The sequence below is a fragment of the Arthrobacter sp. TJ-240 genome (assembly GCF_058269195.1).
Map to the genome: position 1 here is coordinate 442,791 of NZ_JBZCNG010000001.1, position 17,300 is coordinate 460,090.

20 protein-coding genes are annotated in these 17,300 nt (G+C 70.6%); 5 read left to right on the plus strand and 15 right to left on the minus strand.

The genetic code is table 11. The annotated features are described in order from the left end of the window. Nucleotides 1-57: 57 nt before the first annotated feature. The 11 genes from AC4D2C_RS02115 to dacB all read right to left on the minus strand — a co-directional run bounded on the left by AC4D2C_RS02115 (nucleotide 58) and on the right by dacB (nucleotide 10,144). Nucleotides 58-573 (minus strand): PH domain-containing protein, encoded by a 516-nt coding sequence (locus AC4D2C_RS02115; RefSeq protein WP_490912030.1) that lies wholly within the window; start codon nucleotides 571-573, stop codon nucleotides 58-60. Continuing rightward, nucleotides 566-1,051 carry a DUF3180 domain-containing protein gene (locus AC4D2C_RS02120; protein WP_490904944.1) on the minus strand — a complete coding sequence of 162 codons (486 nt, stop codon included), beginning with the start codon at nucleotides 1,049-1,051 and terminating at the stop codon, nucleotides 566-568. Before AC4D2C_RS02120 ends, AC4D2C_RS02115 begins: the two co-directional genes overlap by 8 nt. Nucleotides 1,052-1,057: 6 nt before the next feature. Continuing rightward, nucleotides 1,058-1,552: a 2-amino-4-hydroxy-6-hydroxymethyldihydropteridine diphosphokinase gene (gene folK, locus AC4D2C_RS02125; RefSeq protein ID WP_490912032.1), complete on the minus strand. Its 495-nt coding sequence runs from the start codon at nucleotides 1,550-1,552 to the stop codon at nucleotides 1,058-1,060. After that, nucleotides 1,549-1,953 carry a dihydroneopterin aldolase gene (gene folB / locus AC4D2C_RS02130; protein ID WP_490912034.1) on the minus strand — a complete coding sequence of 135 codons (405 nt, stop codon included), beginning with the start codon at nucleotides 1,951-1,953 and terminating at the stop codon, nucleotides 1,549-1,551. Before folB ends, folK begins: the two co-directional genes overlap by 4 nt. Beyond that, entirely contained in the window at nucleotides 1,953-2,864 is a 912-nt protein-coding gene (gene folP / locus AC4D2C_RS02135) for a dihydropteroate synthase (RefSeq protein WP_490912036.1), read from the minus strand. Before folP ends, folB begins: the two co-directional genes overlap by 1 nt. A 10-nt stretch (nucleotides 2,865-2,874) precedes the next feature. After that, nucleotides 2,875-3,492 carry a GTP cyclohydrolase I FolE gene (folE, locus tag AC4D2C_RS02140; RefSeq protein ID WP_490912038.1) on the minus strand — a complete coding sequence of 206 codons (618 nt, stop codon included), beginning with the start codon at nucleotides 3,490-3,492 and terminating at the stop codon, nucleotides 2,875-2,877. A 58-nt stretch (nucleotides 3,493-3,550) separates the two neighbouring features. Beyond that, nucleotides 3,551-5,608 (minus strand): ATP-dependent zinc metalloprotease FtsH, encoded by a 2,058-nt coding sequence (gene ftsH, locus AC4D2C_RS02145; RefSeq protein ID WP_490912040.1) that lies wholly within the window; start codon nucleotides 5,606-5,608, stop codon nucleotides 3,551-3,553. 176 nt (nucleotides 5,609-5,784) lie between these two features. Next, nucleotides 5,785-6,336, minus strand: coding sequence for a hypoxanthine phosphoribosyltransferase (hpt, locus tag AC4D2C_RS02150; protein WP_307085875.1), 552 nt, complete (start codon nucleotides 6,334-6,336; stop codon nucleotides 5,785-5,787). A 3-nt stretch (nucleotides 6,337-6,339) separates the two neighbouring features. After that, a complete protein-coding gene (tilS, locus tag AC4D2C_RS02155) occupies nucleotides 6,340-7,488 on the minus strand; it encodes a tRNA lysidine(34) synthetase TilS (RefSeq protein ID WP_490912042.1) in 1,149 nt (382 codons plus the stop codon). Further along, nucleotides 7,481-8,617 carry a zinc-dependent metalloprotease gene (locus AC4D2C_RS02160; protein ID WP_490912044.1) on the minus strand — a complete coding sequence of 379 codons (1,137 nt, stop codon included), beginning with the start codon at nucleotides 8,615-8,617 and terminating at the stop codon, nucleotides 7,481-7,483. The genes tilS and AC4D2C_RS02160 overlap by 8 nt, the downstream gene beginning before the upstream one ends. Nucleotides 8,618-8,707: 90 nt before the next feature. Continuing rightward, nucleotides 8,708-10,144: a D-alanyl-D-alanine carboxypeptidase/D-alanyl-D-alanine endopeptidase gene (dacB, locus tag AC4D2C_RS02165; protein WP_490912045.1), complete on the minus strand. Its 1,437-nt coding sequence runs from the start codon at nucleotides 10,142-10,144 to the stop codon at nucleotides 8,708-8,710. 170 nt (nucleotides 10,145-10,314) lie between these two features. Here dacB and AC4D2C_RS02170 point away from each other — a divergent pair, with 170 nt between their 5' ends. From AC4D2C_RS02170 to AC4D2C_RS02185, 4 genes are all read left to right on the plus strand, one after another. Further along, nucleotides 10,315-10,881 (plus strand): inorganic diphosphatase, encoded by a 567-nt coding sequence (locus AC4D2C_RS02170; protein WP_490912047.1) that lies wholly within the window; start codon nucleotides 10,315-10,317, stop codon nucleotides 10,879-10,881. Between the two features lie 171 nt (nucleotides 10,882-11,052). Then, entirely contained in the window at nucleotides 11,053-11,682 is a 630-nt protein-coding gene (locus AC4D2C_RS02175; protein ID WP_490912049.1) for a hypothetical protein, read from the plus strand. A 68-nt stretch (nucleotides 11,683-11,750) separates the two neighbouring features. Further along, entirely contained in the window at nucleotides 11,751-12,110 is a 360-nt protein-coding gene (locus AC4D2C_RS02180) for a DMT family transporter (RefSeq protein ID WP_490912051.1), read from the plus strand. Then, complete coding sequence (locus tag AC4D2C_RS02185) at nucleotides 12,107-12,427, plus strand: DMT family transporter (RefSeq protein WP_490912052.1); 321 nt, start codon at nucleotides 12,107-12,109, stop codon at nucleotides 12,425-12,427. Before AC4D2C_RS02180 ends, AC4D2C_RS02185 begins: the two co-directional genes overlap by 4 nt. Before the next feature lie 14 nt (nucleotides 12,428-12,441). On the opposite strand, the gene AC4D2C_RS02190 is transcribed toward AC4D2C_RS02185, so the two are convergent. Together AC4D2C_RS02190 and serS are read right to left on the minus strand one after the other, a co-directional pair. Then, nucleotides 12,442-13,281 carry an HAD family hydrolase gene (locus AC4D2C_RS02190; protein WP_490912054.1) on the minus strand — a complete coding sequence of 280 codons (840 nt, stop codon included), beginning with the start codon at nucleotides 13,279-13,281 and terminating at the stop codon, nucleotides 12,442-12,444. Nucleotides 13,282-13,325: 44 nt separating this feature from the next. After that, the gene (gene serS / locus AC4D2C_RS02195; RefSeq protein WP_490904959.1) at nucleotides 13,326-14,606 is read right to left on the minus strand and encodes a serine--tRNA ligase; all 1,281 of its coding nucleotides are present in this window, start codon (nucleotides 14,604-14,606) and stop codon (nucleotides 13,326-13,328) included. 68 nt (nucleotides 14,607-14,674) lie between these two features. Between serS and AC4D2C_RS02200 the strand changes: the two genes are divergently transcribed. Then, nucleotides 14,675-15,844, plus strand: coding sequence for a diacylglycerol/lipid kinase family protein (locus AC4D2C_RS02200; RefSeq protein ID WP_490912056.1), 1,170 nt, complete (start codon nucleotides 14,675-14,677; stop codon nucleotides 15,842-15,844). Here the strand turns inward: AC4D2C_RS02200 and AC4D2C_RS02205 are convergent. After that, entirely contained in the window at nucleotides 15,841-16,206 is a 366-nt protein-coding gene (locus AC4D2C_RS02205; protein ID WP_490904961.1) for a hypothetical protein, read from the minus strand. The two genes, AC4D2C_RS02200 and AC4D2C_RS02205, sit on opposite strands and share 4 nt — an antisense overlap. Before the next feature lie 88 nt (nucleotides 16,207-16,294). Continuing rightward, nucleotides 16,295-17,269 carry a DNA topoisomerase IB gene (locus tag AC4D2C_RS02210; RefSeq protein WP_490912057.1) on the minus strand — a complete coding sequence of 325 codons (975 nt, stop codon included), beginning with the start codon at nucleotides 17,267-17,269 and terminating at the stop codon, nucleotides 16,295-16,297. Between the last annotated feature and the right edge of the window lie 31 nt (nucleotides 17,270-17,300).

Sequence of the window (17,300 nt, forward strand, 5' to 3'; positions counted from 1 at the left end):
CGCCGCCCGCACCGTCGGGGGGCGCCGGCAGCGCTCCGGAGGATCCGCCCTCGGGGATCACAGCCCCGCCAGCCTGGCTTCTCCCCGCGCGGAGAGCTGCTCGCGCAGGCGCGAGCCCTCCTCGGCCGGCAGCCCGGGGATGAGGGCGTTGGTGGCGGGCGCCGCGGTGTGCAGCTTGAGCGTGCAGATCCCGTAGGCGCGCTCCAGGGGGCCGACGGCGACGTCGACGTACTGCATGCGGCCGTACGGCACCACCAGCGTGCGCTGGAAGAAGACACCCTGGCGCACCAGGAGGTCGTCGTCGCGCTCCGCGTAGCCGATCGCCGCGACCTGTCGCGGCAGCAGGACACCGCGCCAGACGGCCGTCACCAGCACGGCGGCGGGCAACGCCCAGGCGATCCAGAGGGGTGGGAAGGAGTCCCAGATCCCCGTGAGGCGCAGGGCCAGGGGGATGCTCGCCAGGACGAGCCAGACCAGCGACCCGATGAGCCAGCCGATCACCCTCACGCGCAGGTACTTCGGCGACACCCTGGACCACTCGAGCCCGGACGGATCGATCGGTTCCCTACGCATACTCCCCCTCGCTGGAGCCCGCGGCGCCCGAGCCGTCGTCGTCGGGCGGCAGCCGGCAGAAGTCCTCGACAACCAATCCCACCATAATCATGATGATCCCGCCCGCCATCAGGGCGGCCGACCCCCAGAGGGGTGCCGTGGTGGAGCGTACCGAGAGAAGCGCCACCTGATCCACGAAGATGCCCGCGTGCCAGCCGAGACTCAGTGCTCCGGCATAGGCGCACGCCTGCGCGAGGACGAGCGTGCGCGTGGCGAGGATCGGATCGAGCGGGCGGTCGTGATCGCCGTTGCGCCAGCGGAGCACGCGCCGACCGAACACGAGGGTGATCCCGATGATGACCGCCGTCGTGACGAGCGACGTCAGGGGCAGGGTGGGCGTGCCGAAGCCGTTCCGCGTCGCCAGCCAGTTGACCAGCCACCCGGTGAAGCCGGCCACCAGCCCCACCAGGGCCAGCCAGCGGAACCGAAGGGTGCTCACAGCGTCCTAGACTCCCTCGAAGGGCACCAGGCCCGCAAGGTCCTCGGCTTCCGCAGCAAGTTCCGCCACCGGCCGGCCGTTCAGCACGGCCCCGGAGTCCATCCAGGCCCAGGGCTGCAGGACGAACGCGCGCGACGCCGCACGCGGGTGCGGGACGGTCAGGGTCTCGTCGTCCGATGTCCACGAACCGTAGGTGATGATGTCGACGTCGAGGGTCCGCGGCCCCCAGCGCACCGTGCGCGTGCGGTGGTGCCGTTCCTCCACGGCCTGGCAGTGCTCGAGGAGCTCGTACGGGCCGAGGTCCGTCTCCACCTCGATGACCATGTTCAGGTAGTCGGGCTGCTCGGGTCCGCCCACGGGCTTGGTCCGCACCACGGGCGAGACGGCGTGCAGGCGCACGCGGTCCGACTCCACGAGGTCCGCGACCGCGCGGACCAGGGTGTCGTTGCTGGTACCGAGGTTGCTGCCGAGGGCGAGCACGGACCGGATGGTGCCGCTCATGCCCGGCTCCTGCGCAGGGTGACGGCCACGTCGCCGAACGGCACCTCGATGGGCGCCTGCGGCTTGTGGACGGTGACGTCGACGGCCGCGACCGGGAAGGACCGGAGGACGGACGTCGCGATGGTCTCCGCGAGGGCCTCGATGAGGTCGAACGGCTCGCCCTCGATGATCCCGTGCACGAGTCCGGCGACCTCCCCGTAGTGGGCGGTCCGCGTGAGATCGTCGCTCGTCCCGGCGGGCTGCAGGTCCAGGTGCAGGACGACGTCGACGACGAAGGGCTGCCCGTCGCGGCGCTCGTGGTCGAAGACGCCGTGGTAGCCGGTGGCGGCGATACCCTTCAGCACCACGGTGTCGAGGTCTCCGGAGGGAGAGCCGGGGCGAGCAGGGGCGGCCTGGACCATCACGGGCGCGGACCGGCGGCGGCGGCGACCTTGACGGCGTCGAGCGTCGCGGCCGGGTCGTGGACGCGCACGCCCCAGGCGCCGGCGGCGGCGGCGAGGGTGGCGACGGCGAGGGAGGCGTGTCCGCGCTCGTCCGGCGTGGCGGCCTTCCCGGCGGAGGTCAGCAGTGTGCCCAGGAAGCGCTTGCGGGACGCGCCGACCAGCACGCGGTGCCCCATGCCGGTGAAGGTGTCCAGGTGACGGAGGAGGGCCCAGTTGTGCTCGTCGGTCTTGGCGAAGCCCAGTCCCGGATCGAGGATGATCCGCTCCGCTGCGACACCGGCCTCGAGGAGGCGGTCGCGCAGCGCGGCGAGCTCGGCGGCCACCTCCGCGACGACATCGTCGTACTCCGCCAGGCCGTCCATGGTGGCCGCGGTACCCCGGCGGTGGGTGAGGACGTACGGGACGCCGCGTTCGGCGACGAGGGCGGGCATCGCCGGGTCGAGTTCGGCGCCGGAGATGTCGTTGATGATGGCGGCACCGGCGTCGAGGGCCTGTCGGGCCGTCTCGGCGTGCATGGTGTCGATGCTGACGAGGGCGCCGGCCTTGACGAGCGCCGCGACGACGGGCAGCACCCGGGCCAGTTCCTCCTCGAGGGGTACCTCGCGGGCGTTGGGCCGTGTGGACTCGCCGCCGACGTCGATGATGTCCGCGCCGCCGTAGTGCATCCGCAGGCCGTGGCTGATCGCGTCGTCCGTGCCGGCGTACCTGCCGCCGTCACTGAAGGAGTCCGGAGTGACGTTGAGGATCCCCATGACGACGGTGCGGTCAACGGGCAGGTCGCTCACCGTCCTGGCCCTGCGGACCGGCCGGATGACCGGGAGCGGCGACGTGGCCGGTCCCGTCCCGGGCGCTGCTGCGAGAGAGTCCATCAGGGTGGTCCTACCTTCCGAGTATGAGGCTCATGGCCTCGGCGCGCGTCGCCGTCTCGCGGATCTGGCCGCGGACGGCGGACGTGACGGTCTTGGCGCCGGGCTTCCGTACCCCGCGCATCGACATGCACATGTGCTCGCACTCGATGACGACGATCGCGCCCTTGGGCTTCAGGTGTTCCATCATCGCATCGACGATCTGCGTCGTCAGCCGTTCCTGGATCTGCGGCCGGCGGGCATAGACCTCCACGAGCCGCGCCAGCTTGCTCAGGCCTGTCACACGGCCGTCCACCGAGGGGATGTAGCCGACGTGCGCGGTCCCGTGGAAGGGCACGAGGTGGTGCTCGCAGGTCGAGTAGAACGGGATGTCCTTCACGAGCACGAGCTCCTGGTGGTCCAGGTCGAAGGAGGTCGAGAGGACCTCCGCGGCATCCTGGTGGAGGCCGGCGAACATCTCCGCGTACGCCTTGGCGACCCGCTTCGGGGTCTCGAGGAGGCCGTCCCGGTCGGGATCCTCACCGATCGCCGCCAGGATCTCCCGGACCGCCCGCTGGATGCGGAGCTGGTCGACGGGCGATCCGGTGGCGACCAGGGCCGCATCCACCACTTCGTCGTCGAAATCTGTCACGGGTCATCTCCCCCTTCATCGGCACCGCCGCGGCCCCATGGCGGCGGCATCGTGCTGTCTAGCTGTCCCGGGTCTCCCGGGAGCCCTCGTTCGAGGCGGGTGAGGGGAGTTCGGAGTCCTTGACGTCGAAGTCGCCCGGCATGTTCGCGTCAGCGATCTGGTCCTGCGGTGCCACGGACTCGGGTGCGGGACGACCGCTCTCGAGGGCCTCCGCGCGCTCCTTGGCGGAAGTGACGGGCGGCAGGGAATGCACGGGGCGGGTCTGCTTGGACAGCCACACCTCGCGCAGCTCCCGCTGCCGGACGGCGGAGAAGATCTCGGCGATCTCGGCCTGATTGAGCGTCTCGCGCTCGAGCAGTTCGAGGGCGATGCGGTCGAGCACATCGCGGTTCTCCGTGAGGATCTGGTACGCCTCGTCGTGCGCGTTGTCGATCAGGCGGCGCACCTCCTCGTCCACCACGAGGGCGATCTGGTCGGAGTAGTCGCGGTCGCTGCCCATGTCGCGGCCGAGGAACGGCTCGCCGGCGCCCTGGCCGAGCTTCACGGCACCGATGCGCTCGCTCATGCCGTACTGGGTGACCATCTTGCGGGCGGTCCCGGTGGCCTTCTCGATGTCGTTCGAGGCGCCCGTGGACGGGTCGTGGAAGACGATCTCCTCGGCCACCCTGCCACCCATGGCGTACGCGAGCTGGTCGAGCAGTTCGTTCCTCGTCACCGAGTACTTGTCGTCGCTCGGCATCACCATGGTGTAGCCGAGGGCGCGCCCGCGCGGCAGGATGGTCACCTTGGTCACCGGGTCCGTGTTGCGCAGCGCCGCGGCCACCAGGGCGTGGCCGCCCTCGTGGTAGGCGGTGATCTTCCGCTCGAGTTCCTTCATCACGCGGCTGCGCTTCTGCGGGCCGGCGATGACGCGGTCGATCGCCTCGTCGAGGGCGCGGTCGTCGATCAGCTGGGCGTTGGAGCGGGCGGTGAGCAGCGCGGCCTCGTTGAGGACGTTCGCGAGGTCCGCGCCGGTGAAGCCCGGGGTCTTCTTCGCGACACCCTTCAGGTCCACACCGGACGCCATCGGCTTGCCCTTGGCATGCACGCTGAGGATGTGTTCGCGGCCCCTCATGTCCGGCGCCTCGACGCCGATCTGCCGGTCGAAGCGGCCCGGGCGCAGGAGTGCCGGGTCGAGGACGTCGGGACGGTTCGTGGCCGCGATGAGGATCACGTTGGTGGTGGCGTCGAAGCCGTCCATCTCGACGAGGAGCTGGTTGAGGGTCTGCTCGCGCTCGTCGTTGCCGCCGCCCACGCCGGCGCCGCGGTGGCGTCCGACGGCGTCGATCTCGTCCACGAAGATGATGGCGGGCGAGTTGTTCTTGGCCTGCTCGAAGAGGTCGCGGACGCGGGACGCGCCGACGCCGACGAACATCTCGACGAAGTCGGAGCCCGAGATGGAGTAGAAGGGGACGCCGGCCTCGCCGGCGACTGCACGCGCGAGGAGGGTCTTACCGGTCCCGGGAGGCCCGTACAGGAGCACGCCCTTCGGGATCTTGGCACCGAGGGCCTGGAACTTCGCGGGTTCCTGCAGGAACTCCTTGATCTCCAGGAGCTCCTCCACGGCCTCGTCGGCACCGGCGACGTCGTTGAAGGTCACCTGGGGCATGTCCTTGGAGATGAGCTTGGCCTTGGACTTGCCGAACTGCATGACCTTGGATCCGCCGCCCTGCATGCGGCTGAGGAGGAACCAGAAGATGAGGCCGAGGATGAGGATCGGGAAGATCAGCCCGGCGAGGCTCAGCAGCCAGTTGCTCTCGGCGGGCTGGTCGGTGAAGCCGTCCGTGTCCGAGGCGTTGATGGCGTCGACGACGCCCTCGGCGCGCGCGGAGCTGTAGAAGAACTGGACGCTCTTGCCCTTGTCCTCGTAGTCCTCGCGCAGGGTGAGGTCCACGCGCTGCTCGCCGTCGTAGATCTTGGCCTGCGAGACCTGGTCATCTTCGAGGAGCTGGAGCCCGACGTTGGTGTCGACGCGGGAGCTACCGGTCCCGAAAAGATTCGGGAGGACCAGCAGGAGCGCCACGACCGCCAGGACGATCCAGAAGATGGGCCCCTTGAAGATGTTCTTGAATTTCATTCGTCTCAGGGCAGCAAGCCCTGTCCCTCCTGCTGATGCAAGTAAAAGTGTGCCGGCGCAGTGCCGTGCGGGTGCTGGATGAACCCCTCAACATATACACCGTTCCAGATTCACCACGCGTGGATCTGGCCGATAGTTCCCTCTTGGCGTACTGCCCGCATGCAGCGGAGGTTGTCCTATTCGTAGACGTGCGGTGCCAGGGTGCCGATGAAGTCGAGGTTGCGGTACTTCTCCGCGAAGTCGAGACCGTAGCCGACCACGAACTCGTTGGGGATGTTGTAGCCCACGTACTTGACGTCGATGTCCACCTTCGCGGCGTCCGGCTTGCGCAGGAGCGTGCAGATCTCGACGGAGGCCGGGCCCCTGGACAGGAGGTTCGCCTTGAGCCAGGACAGCGTGAGCCCGGAGTCGATGATGTCCTCGGCGATCAGGACGTGCTTGCCCATGAGGTCCGTCTCGAGGTCCTTGAGGATCCTCACCACGCCGGAGGACTGCGTGCCCGACCCGTAGGACGAGACGGCCATCCAGTCCATCGTGATGTGGGAGTGCAGCGCGCGTGCGAGGTCCGCCATGACCATCACCGCGCCCTTGAGGACGCCCACGAGGAGGATGTCCCGGCCCTGGTAGTCGGCATCGATCTGCTGTGCCAGCTCGTTGATCCGCTGCTGGATCTCCTCCTTGGTGTAGAGGACGTGCTTGAGATCTGACTGGACGTCGTTGGAATCCACCGATTACTCCTGGGGTTCACGGCGCGAGTGCATCACACCGGGGCCGTCGTTGCTGCCATTGCTAGTAAGGACAAGATTGCCATAGCTTGCTTGCCCCCGGAGAACCGTGCGCCCCCGCACCTGGCGGTGGACGCTCACCTTCCCGCCCAGCTGCACCGGTCCGGCGGACCCCTTCCGCTCCAGCAGTGCCTCCGCGGCGCGCAGGCGCTCGAAGCTCGGCTGGAACGCGCCGAGCTCGAGGGCGGCGAGCGCGAGGACACGCTGCCTCAGCGCCGCGGGCAGTCCCCGCAGGCCGTCCTCCGGCAGGAGCACGGTGCCGTCGTCGCCCGGGATCCGCAGCGCGGCGTACGCTTCGGCGCTCAATTGTTCGAGGTGGTCGGCGTCCTGCCCGAGGATGCGGGCGGTCCGCGCGAGTGCCTGGGCGATCCCCGGGCCGAGCCGGTCCTCGAGGAACGGCAGCACCTCACCGCGTACCCGGGAGCGGGCGAAAGCGGGGTCGAGATTGGCGGGGTCGTGCCAGGGATCGAGGCCGTAGAAGGCGCAGATCGCCTCGGTGTCGGCGCGGCGGAGTTCGAGGAGCGGGCGGAGGTAGAGGCCGCGGCGGGCGGGCATCCCGGCGAGGGACCGGGTGCCGGAGCCGCGGGCGAGGCCCAGCAGCACCTGCTCCGCCTGGTCGTCGAGCGTGTGCCCGAGCAGGACGGCGGCAGCACCGAGGCGCGCCGCGGCGGCGTCGAGTGCAGCATAGCGGGCACTCCGGGCCGCTGCCTCCGGGCCCATGCGTCGACCGTCCACGGTGACGCGGTGCACCTCCACGGGATCGAGGCCGAGGCCGCGTGCGGCGGAGGCGGCCTGCTCCGCCGTCGCGGCACTGCCCGGCTGGAGTCCGTGGTCGACGACGACGGCGCCGACCCGGCAGCGTCCGACGTGAGCGAGGTGCACGGCCACGGCGGCGAGCGCCAGCGAGTCGGGCCCTCCGCTGCAGGCGACGAGGACGAGGGGCAGGTCCCGCGCGGGCGCGGGGTCCGTTGCATCCTCCCCCGGCGCACCGGAGGCCCGGCGGGGCGTCGTCTCCGTGAGGATCCCCTCGAGGGCGGCCGTGACCAGGTTGCGGGCAGCGCCGACGGCCGGGAGCAGGCGGGGGCGCCTACCCATGGCGGCGCAGGCTCATCCTGTCGATCCATTCGTCGGGTGCGTGGATCTCGCGCTCGGTGGGCAGGTGCGACGCCGATTCCCACACGGCGTTGAAGCCCTCCATGCCGGTCTGGCTGACCACCCTCCGCACGAACTTGGAGCCGTCGCTGTACTGGCGCATCTTCGCGTCGAGGCCCATGAGCTGCCGGATGACCTTCTCGAGCGGGCCGCGGGACTTGCCGCGGGCGTTGAAGCGGCGGCGGATGGTCTTGACCGACGGCACGATGCTTCCGTCGACGCCGTCCATCACCACGTTCGCGTGCCCCTCGAGGAGGCTCATGACAGCGGTGAGGTGGGAGAGGCGGGCCTTGTCGTCCGGGTCCTGGAGGATCGACAGCACGCCCATCTCCTGCGCGGGGACGTCCGCCGCCGTACCGTCGCCGCGTGCGCGCGCCCTGCCCGCGGTGATGTTCTTCACGGCAGCGCCGAGGCGGTCCGAGAGCGAATCGGCCTTGTCGATGAGTCCCGAGGTCAGTTCCCCGATGTGGCCTGTCATGTGGTCCTTCAGCCAGGGCGCGGCTGCGAATTGCACGCGGTGCGTCTGCTCGTGGAGGCAGACCCAGAGCCGGAAGTCGGACGGATCGACGTTGAGTTCCCGTTCGACCGAGATGATGTTCGGCGCCACCAGCATCAGCCGGCCGCCCTGCCCGTTGCGGGAGGGCACGAACGGGTCGTACTGGCCCAGCACCTTGCTGGAGAGGAACGCGAGGATGGCGCCGAGCTGGGCGCCGGTGACGGCCCCGCCGAGCACGAGGGACGCGGACTTCAGGGCCTCGGGGCGCGACGACGCGAGCTGGTCCAGCGCGGGTTCCATGAGGGTGCGGAAGCTCTGCGAGTTGGCCTTCGACCAGGACGCGCGGTCGACGATCAGCAGTTCGGAGTCGCGGAGGTCGCGTGCGGCGTCGAGCCGGGAGATGGCGTGGACGTGGCCCACCGAGGCATCGGCGAGCTCGCGCATGTTCTGCACGGCGCGGGCGATGTCGGCCGGCTTCATGGTGGGTCCGGCGGGAGTCAGGGATGCGGCGGTCGAGGCCGCGACGTCCCAGTTGACCAGCTGCGGGCGGGGTGTTGCGGACTCGTTCCTGGACATGCGCCTATTCGATCACATCCCGCTGACGGGGGCTCCCAGGTGCCGGAGGGCCCGCGGCCGCCCGGAGTGTGCTCGTCCCCGACAGGACGGCTAGCGGCAGCCGCATCCTGCGAGGACGGCGGCGGCGCCGTCCGCCGCGCCGCGTGCCTCGACGGTGTTGCCCTCGAGGCCCAGGGCGAGGAAGGAGAACACGAGCAGGCGGCCGTCGGCAGTGACCACGTGCCCGGAGAGACCCGTGACGGCGTTCAGCGTCCCGGTCTTCGCACGCACCACTCCCGCTCCTGGCCGGGCCGGGCCGTCGTCGGCGGTGAAGCGCGTCGCGAGGGTGCCTGTCGCGCCGGCGACGGGCAGGGACTCCGCGACGGCGGCGAGCCCCTGCTCGTCGGACGTGGTGGTGCCGCGGAGCAGCACCGCGAGCTGCTCGGGCGAGACGGCGTTGCGCACGGACAGCCCCGCCGCGTCCCCGACGAGGAGCCCCTCCTGGGGGACACCCAGCCGGGCGGCCGCGGCGGTGAGGGCCCCGGTGGCTCCCCCGAAGGACGCCGGGCGTCCGCTGTCGAGGGCTGCGATACGCGCCAGCGCCTCGGCCAGGTAGTTGTCGGAGATCTCCAGCATGCGGCGCACCTGGTCCTCGAGCGGCGCCGACTCGACGGCCGCGATCGGTTCGGCATCCTCCGGTGCCGTGGACCGCTGCACCTCGGGGCGGACCTCGATACCACGCTCCGCGGCCACGCCGACGAGCGCCGCCGTGAAGATGCGGGCCGCATCGAGCGCCGCGTCCTGCGAACGCGGCCCGCCGGAGCGTCCCTCCTCGAGCCAGGCCGAGTTGACGGCGAGCCCGTGCAGCGGGGCGATCTCCCCGGCCTCGATGTCGCCCGCGGCCCACGTGGGGTTCAGGGTGGCTCCCTCGAACAGGGAATCATCGAGCTGCACGGAGTACGGTCCGGAGCCGTCGGGCAGGGCGGCGGCTGCATCAGCGGCAAGGGTGCCGAGGCCGGCACGGCCCACGACGGAGCCCGGATCGGAGGCCCCGGAACCGAGGAGGACGTCCCCGCCGCCGTGGAGGTAGAGGGCACCGGCCCTGGTGTCCGAGGCGAGCACCGACGTCGTCAGCGTCCTCCCGGGCTGCCCGAACGTCAGGGCGGCGACGGCGGTGAACAGTTTGATGTTGGAGGCCGGGGGCTGTACGCGCCCGGAGTCCCGCGCATAGAGGACGGTGCCGGTGGAGGAGTCGACGACGGTCCCGGCGAAGCTTCCCGGACCCGCCAGCTGCAGGGCGGCGTCGAGCTGCGCACCGAGCACCGCAGGGTCCGGTGCGGGCGCCGTCGGCGGCAGGGGAGGAACGACGTCGGGCACGGCCACCGCGGTGGGCGGGATCTGCAGCGCGGGAATAACGGCAGGCTCGACCGGAGGGGGCGGATCGACGGCGGCGATGACGCCCGGCACGAGGTGCGTGGCCAGGGGTACCGCGAGCGCCGCCATGACCAGGACGAGGAGGAGACCCGTCAGCAGGCGGAGCGGGCGCACAGGGTGTCCTTTCTCAAGCGTTCGCGGGCAGCACCGAAACCTCGGGGAAATGTTCGGGTACCGGCGGCCGACCGATATGTTAGGGCTGACGATTAACAGTAGACCGGCGCGGAGCCCCTTCTCCGAAAGGGCGCGGCCCCTGTCACCCCCGACCTACCCCAGGAGTTGCCATGAAGCTCGACGTCACCATCGAGATCCCGAAGGGCTCGCGCGTCAAGTACGAGATCGATCACGACACCCACCGACTCCGCCTGGACCGGGTCCTGTTCACATCCATGCAGTACCCCACGCACTACGGCTATTTCGAGAACACCCTCGGCGAGGACGGCGACCCGCTGGACGCGCTGGTGCTGCTCCAGGATTTCGACCTGATCCCGGGCGTCCTCGTGGAGTCCCGCCCCATCGGCGTGTTCAACATGACCGACGACGGCGGCGGTGATGCGAAGGTCCTCTGCGTACCGGTGGATGCCCGCTTCGACCACATCAAGGAGCTGTCGGACGTCTCCGACTTCCTGCTGGACGAGATCAAGCACTTCTTCACCAAGTACAAGGACCTGGAACCGGGCAAGTGGGTGGAGGCCGCCGACTGGGCCGGCCGGGAGGAGGCCGAGGCCGAGGTCGAGGCGTCCCTCAAGCGCTTCCAGGCCATCGGTGAGGGCAGCGCGCAGGACGAGCCGCAGGGCCGCTCCGTCGAGGTCGAGGCGGACAACGCGACGCAGACACCCGAGGGCCGCTAGTACCGGCACCGGGGAAGATCGGGCGCACCGGACAGGAGCCCCCGCAGGTCCCGGGACCTGCGGGGGCTCCCGCATGACCGGCGGCCGCGCGCATCACCCCCGAGGTCTCGCCGGGCGCGCTGAAGCGCCGCGCATCGATCGATACACCGGATCCGCGACGATACTTGACCCATGCACTATGTCCTGACCATCAACCAGCGTGACTCGCGCGAGGTGGGCGATCTCACGGGTGACCTGCTGCGGGCGCTGCGCTACCTGCCCGCCGTGGTCCCGTTCCAGCGTTCGGTGGGCGACGAGGTGCAGGGCGTGGTGGATTCGGCCACGACGGCGGTCGACGCCGCACTGCGGGCCGTCCGCCAGCGGCGCTGGCACGTGGGGATCGGCGTCGGTGGCCTCACTCCCCCGGTCCCCGAGCGGATCGTCGACGCCGAGGGCTACGGACTGGTCTACGCCCGACGGGCCGTCGACCGGGCACGCAGGACCGGTGAGCGGATCCCCCTCGCGGTCGAGGGGCCGGACGGCGAGATCGCCGCCGAGGCGGAGGCCGTCCTCCGGCTGCTGGGGCAGATCGTCTCCACGCGCACCGACGCCGAATGGGCGGTGCTCGACCTCATGACGCCGGGCGCGCGCGGACAGCAGAAGTACGTCGCACAGGAACTCGGCATCACCACGCAGGCCGTGAGCCGCGCCGTCGTGCGCTCGCACTGGATGGAGGAGTGGGCCACGCGGCCGGCCGCCGCCCGCCTGCTGGATCTCACGCACGGACCGGCGTCGCTCCCCACAGCGAGCCTCGCGTACTGAATGAGGACCCACCAGCCGGCACCGACCGGCACCGGCCGGCCCGCAGGACATACGGAGGACGGACGCCCATGAGGTGGATCCTGCTGGCCGCGGCGATCGTGAGCGAGGTGACGGCGTCCCTGTCCCTCAAGGCCGCCCTCGAGCGGCCCGCGTTCTTCGTCGTGGTCGTCATCGGGTACGTCACGGCCTTCGTCCTGCTCGCGGCCGTGCTCCGCCGCGGAATGGCGCTGGGCGTGGCCTACGGCGTCTGGGCGGCCATGGGGGTCGCGGCCACGGCGCTGCTCTCCGCGGCGCTCTTCGGGGAGACCCTCACGCCGACCATGCTCGCGGGCATCGCCCTGGTGATCGCCGGGGTCCTGTGCGTGGAACTCGGGTCCCACCCGCCGGCTCCGAAGACTCCCGCTGCGCCGGCGGGTGATGGCGCATGATGTGGGTCTTCCTGGTCGGAGCCATCCTCACGGAGGTCGCCGCCACCCTCAGCCTGCGGGTCGCATCCGAGGGCCGGGGCGCCTGGTACGCGCCCGTGGTGGCCGGCTACCTGCTGGCCTTCACGTTCCTGACCCTCGCGCTCAGGGAGGGCATGGGCCTCGGGGTGGCATACGGCATCTGGGCGGCCGCGGGCGTGGCCCTCACCGCCGTGGCCGGGCGCGTGCTGTTCGGCGAGCCGCTCACGCGCGTGATGGTGCTCGGCCTGGGCCTGATCATGGCGGGCGTCCTGCTGATCGAACTCGGGGCCGGTTACTAGTCCCGCCGGCTGCGTCAGACGAGTGAGCGCAGGACCTTCGCGGCGCCGTCGTCGAGCACGCTGCCCGTGACCTCGGACGCGACGGCACGGACCTCCAAGGGAGCCTGTCCCATGGCCACGCCGCGGCCGGCCCACTGGAGCATCTCGATGTCGTTGCGGCCGTCGCCGACCGCGACCGTGAGCGCCCGGTCCGTCCCGAGGCGCTGCCGGAGGGCCTCCAGCGCGGTGGCCTTCGTGACGCCGGAGGCGGCGATGTCCAGCCAGGCGGTCCAGCCCACCGAGTAGGTCACGCCGTGCAGTCCGATGGCTGCCACCGCGTGGCCGAACTCCTCCGCCGAGCTGTCGGTGCTGAAGACGACGACGCGCACGGCGCGGCTCTCGAGCATCTCCTCGAAGTCCACGCTCTGCGCCTCGGAGCCGAAGCTCGCATCCTGGAAGCTCTCCGTGGACAGGAAGCGGCCGCGGTCGTCCTCGAGCGCGTACTTCGCGGAAGGGAGGCGCTCGCGCAGGGCCGTGAGGGCGGGCTTCGGGTCGAAGGTGACGCGCTCGAGGATCTCGAAACCCCCGGGCAGCGTGGCGTCGATCCGCAGGGTGACTCCGCCATTGGAGCACACGGCGAGACCTCGGGTGATCCCAAGGATCCCGATGACCGGGAGGGTGGCGCCGAGGGACCGGCCCGTGGCGATGATGACGTCGTGCCCGGCCTCGACGACGGCCCGTACCGAGTCGCGGACCTCTTCCGTCATGGAGCCCTCGTGGTCCACGAGGGTGCCGTCGACGTCGAGGGCTACGAGGTGGTGCTTGCGGTTCTCCTGCCGGTCGTCCACGCCGCCGAGGTTGCTCAGGGTACTCATACCTCAGTCAACCAGACACCGCGGACGCACCGGTAGGGTGACGGTCACAATACCGGGAGGGTTTCCATTCCGTTAAGGTACGGACGCAGCGCGGCCGGGACGGTCACGGAGCCGTCCGGGTTCTGGTGGTGCTCGAGGATCGCGACGATCCAGCGCGTCGTCGCGAGCGTCCCGTTGAGGGTCGCGACGGCGCGGGTGCCCTTCTGCCCCTCGCCCTCAGGACGCTCACGGATGTTCAGGCGCCTGGCCTGGAAAGTGGTGCAGTTCGACGTCGACGTCAGCTCCCGGTAGTCGCCCTGCGTGGGGACCCAGGCCTCGCAGTCGAACTTCCGCGCGGCGGACATCCCGAGGTCGCCCGCAGCGGTGTCGATGACGCGGTAGGGCAGCTCGACCTTCGCGAGCATCTCCTCCTCCCAGGCGAGCAGCCGCTCGTGCTCCGCGGCGGCGTCCTCGGTGGTCGTGTACGTGAACATCTCCACCTTGTTGAACTGGTGGACCCGGATGATGCCGCGGGTGTCCTTGCCGTGCGAGCCGGCTTCGCGGCGGTAGCAGGAGGACCAGCCCGCGTAGCGGACGGGACCCGCGGAGAGGTCGATGATCTCGTCCGAGTGGTACCCGGCGAGCGCCACCTCCGAGGTGCCCACGAGGTAGAGGTCGTCCGCCTCGAGCCGGTAGATCTCGGCGTCGTGCGCGATGTCGAAGCCGGTTCCCTGCATGGTCTCGGGGCGTACGAGGGTGGGGGTGATCATCGGGGTGAAGCCGGCCGTGATGGCCTGGTCCATGGCCATCTGCAGCAGCGCGAGCTCGAGCCGGGCACCGACGCCCCTGAGGAAGTAGAAGCGTGAGCCGGAGACCTTCGCGCCGCGCTCCATGTCGATCGCGCCGATCAGCTCGCCGATCTCGAGGTGGTCGCGGGGCTCGAATCCCTCCGCGGCGAAATCCCTGGGGGTGCCGACCGTCCTCACGACCTCGTAGTCGTCCTCGCCACCCTCGGGAACACCCTCCTGCACGAGGTTCGGCAGCCGGCGCAGCAGGGCCTCCTGCTCGGCCTTGGCCTCCTCCGAGCCGGCCGCGGCCGTCTTGACCGCCGCGGCGAGCTCCTTCACCTCGGCCAGGAGGGCCTGCTTCTCCTCGCCCTTGGCCTGGGCCACCTTCTTGCCGAAGGCGTTCTGCTCCGCGCGGAGGGTCTCGTAGGACGTGACGGCCTCACGGCGCCGGGTGTCGGCGGCGAGGACGGCGTCGATGAGCGACTCGTCCGCCCTGCGGGCGCGCTGCGATGCTCGGAACTGCTCGGGATTGAGGCGGAGGTCATTGACGTCGATCACACGGTCAAGACTACCCAAGCCCGCGGGCCCGACGGCACGGCGGTGCCGTGCCGCTATTGTGGGTGACCATGCGCCGCAAACTGCTCGCCGGGACCGCGGCGGCCTCCGCCGCCGTCGCATCCGTCCAGAGCTACTGGTCCGTCCGGCGGCTGCAGCAGACCCGCACACCCACCGCCTCCGTGCACCCGCCGGTGCCGGTGCCGCCGGGGCCGCAGCGTGTCGCGCTCGTACTCAACCCGTCGAAGCTGCAGGCGGGCCCGACGCGCGCCCTCGTGGAGCAGGCCTGCTCCGAGGCGGGGTGGGAGGCCCCCCTCGTGCTCGAGACCACCATCGAGGACCCGGGGACGGGCCAGGCAGAGGAGGCGCTCCGGGCCGGGGCCGACGTCGTCCTCGCGGCCGGCGGCGACGGCACGGTGCGCGCCGTGGCGCAGGCCCTCGCCCACCAGCCGGCGGCCCTCGGCCTGCTGCCGCTCGGCACCGGGAACCTGCTCGTAAGGAATCTCGGCCTGCCGTACAACGACATCGCCGGGTGCCTGCGGGTCGCCCTGCACGATCATGAGCGGCGGATCGACATGGCGCGGATAAGCCTGCGCAACGACCGGACAGGGGCCTCCTCGGAGCACCCGTTCCTCGTGATGGGCGGCGTGGGCTTCGACGCGAGCGTGATGACCGACGCGAAGCAGGACCTGAAGGACAGGTTCGGGTGGCTCGCCTACAGCGAGGCCGGCGTCCGGCATCTGCCGGGCCGGCGGCGCCGTATCTCCATCAGCCTCGACGGACAGCCGCCGCAGAGCCGGAAGGTCCGCAGCCTGCTCGTGGCGAACTGCGGGAAACTGCCGGCGGGCGTCGACTTCGTGCCGGACGCGGTGATCGACGACGCCTACCTGGACGTGGTGGTGCTCAGTCCGCGCAGCCTCCTCGGCTGGACGTGGATGGCAGCGAAGATCCTCCTGCGGCACCGCGGCGGCATCCCCGTCATCAGCTACTACCGGGCACGCGAGATCTCGGTGTGGTCCGGTGAGCCGATCGCCACCCAGCTCGACGGCGACCCGTCCGGGTCGATCACGTCGATGACGGCCCGCGTGGATCCGGACGCACTGATGGTCCGGGTGCCTGCCTCGGCGCCCGGACCATCGGTGGTACCGGCCTTCCGGTCGGGCGTCCCGCGCCGTCCCAAGCGCGCGGTCCGTCCTGTCCGTGGCCGGCGGATCCCTGAGGGAGGAACCCAGCGGTCCTAGCGGTCCGTGTCGGTGTACCCGCCCTGGCCTTCCGGCTCATCGATGAGGGGCCGGTCCACGTCCGTGTACTCGCCCTCCTGGGCCGGGTCCTCCGCGGAGGTGTACCCGCCGGCATCGCCTGCGGGCTCGGCGCTCGTGTAGGAGCCCTCCTCGGCGGCGTCCACGTCCTCGGTCGTGTCGCGGTCGGCGCGCCCGGCCTGCTCCTCGATCAGGGTCTGCTCCTCCGCGAAACGGACGTCGTTGCCCTGGTCGCCCAGGTCGCCGCGCCAGTTCGGATCCGACGTCGAGCCGTCGCCCTCGTTGCGGTTGGCGTCGCCCTCGTCGGGGTTGACGATGTGTCCTCCATGAGCCTTCTCGGTCATGATTCTGCCTTTCGTCGAAGGATGCGCTCCTCGTGGGGCGCCCGCTGCCAGCGTACTGACGAACGGGATGGTTGGAAATGCGCCGGGTTCAGTCGCGCAGGAGTTCCTGCACGGCTTTCTCGGAGGCTGAATAGGTGGTGATGGGGATGACCTCGCCGCTCATGAAACGGTCGACCAGCCGCGGGTCCACATAGGAACTCCGGGCCACGGCGGGAGTGTTCCCGAGGTGATCGGACACGGCCTTCATGGTGGCGGTGACGGCCTTCTGGCGGGCCGTGCGGCTCGTGGCCTTGATGTCCTCCTTGGCGAGGGCCATCGCAGCCACGACGGTCGCCTGCCACGTCCTGAAGTCCTTGGCCGTGAACGGGCCGCCGGTGACCTGGCGGAGGAACTCGTTGAGCTGCGATCCGTCCACGTGGTGCCACTTGCCGTCGTCGCTCTGGTACGCGAGCACCGTGTCGGCATCCTCGCGTTCCATCATGGGGCGGAGCGCGTCGGCGAGGTCCTCGTCCTCGAGGACGGTGTCCCAGTGCTGCCCGCTCTTACCGGGGAAGTCGAAGGCGATCGTGTGCCCATCGATGCTGCAGTGCTCCACGAGGAGGGTGGTCACACCGAAGGACCCGTTGGCCTCCGCGTACTGCGCGGACCCGATCCTGAGGGCGCCGGAGTCCACGATCCGCAGGGCCGCGGCGAACGCCCGTTCCCGCGAGAGGCCGTCGTTGCGCAGGTGCTGCGTGATGGCGCGGCGTGCACTCGGGAGCTTGGCGCCGAAATCCAGTGCGCGGTCGAACTTCTCGCGGTCCTTCTGCTCACGCCAGGCGGGGTGGTACATGTACTGGCGCCGTCCGGCGTCGTCCGTGCCGATGGCCTGGACGTGCCCGTTGGGGTACGGGGCGATCCACACGTCCTTCCATGCCGGCGGGATCACGAGGTCCCTGATGCGCGTGATCTCGTCGCGGTCCTGCAGCAGTTCACCGTTCGGGGCGCGGTAGCTGAAGCCCTTGCCGTGGCGGCGTCGGGTGATGCCGGGCCGACGCGTGTTACTGCGGCGCAGTCGAGCCATCGTGGAACCAGCCTTCGATCGGAGGAGGACC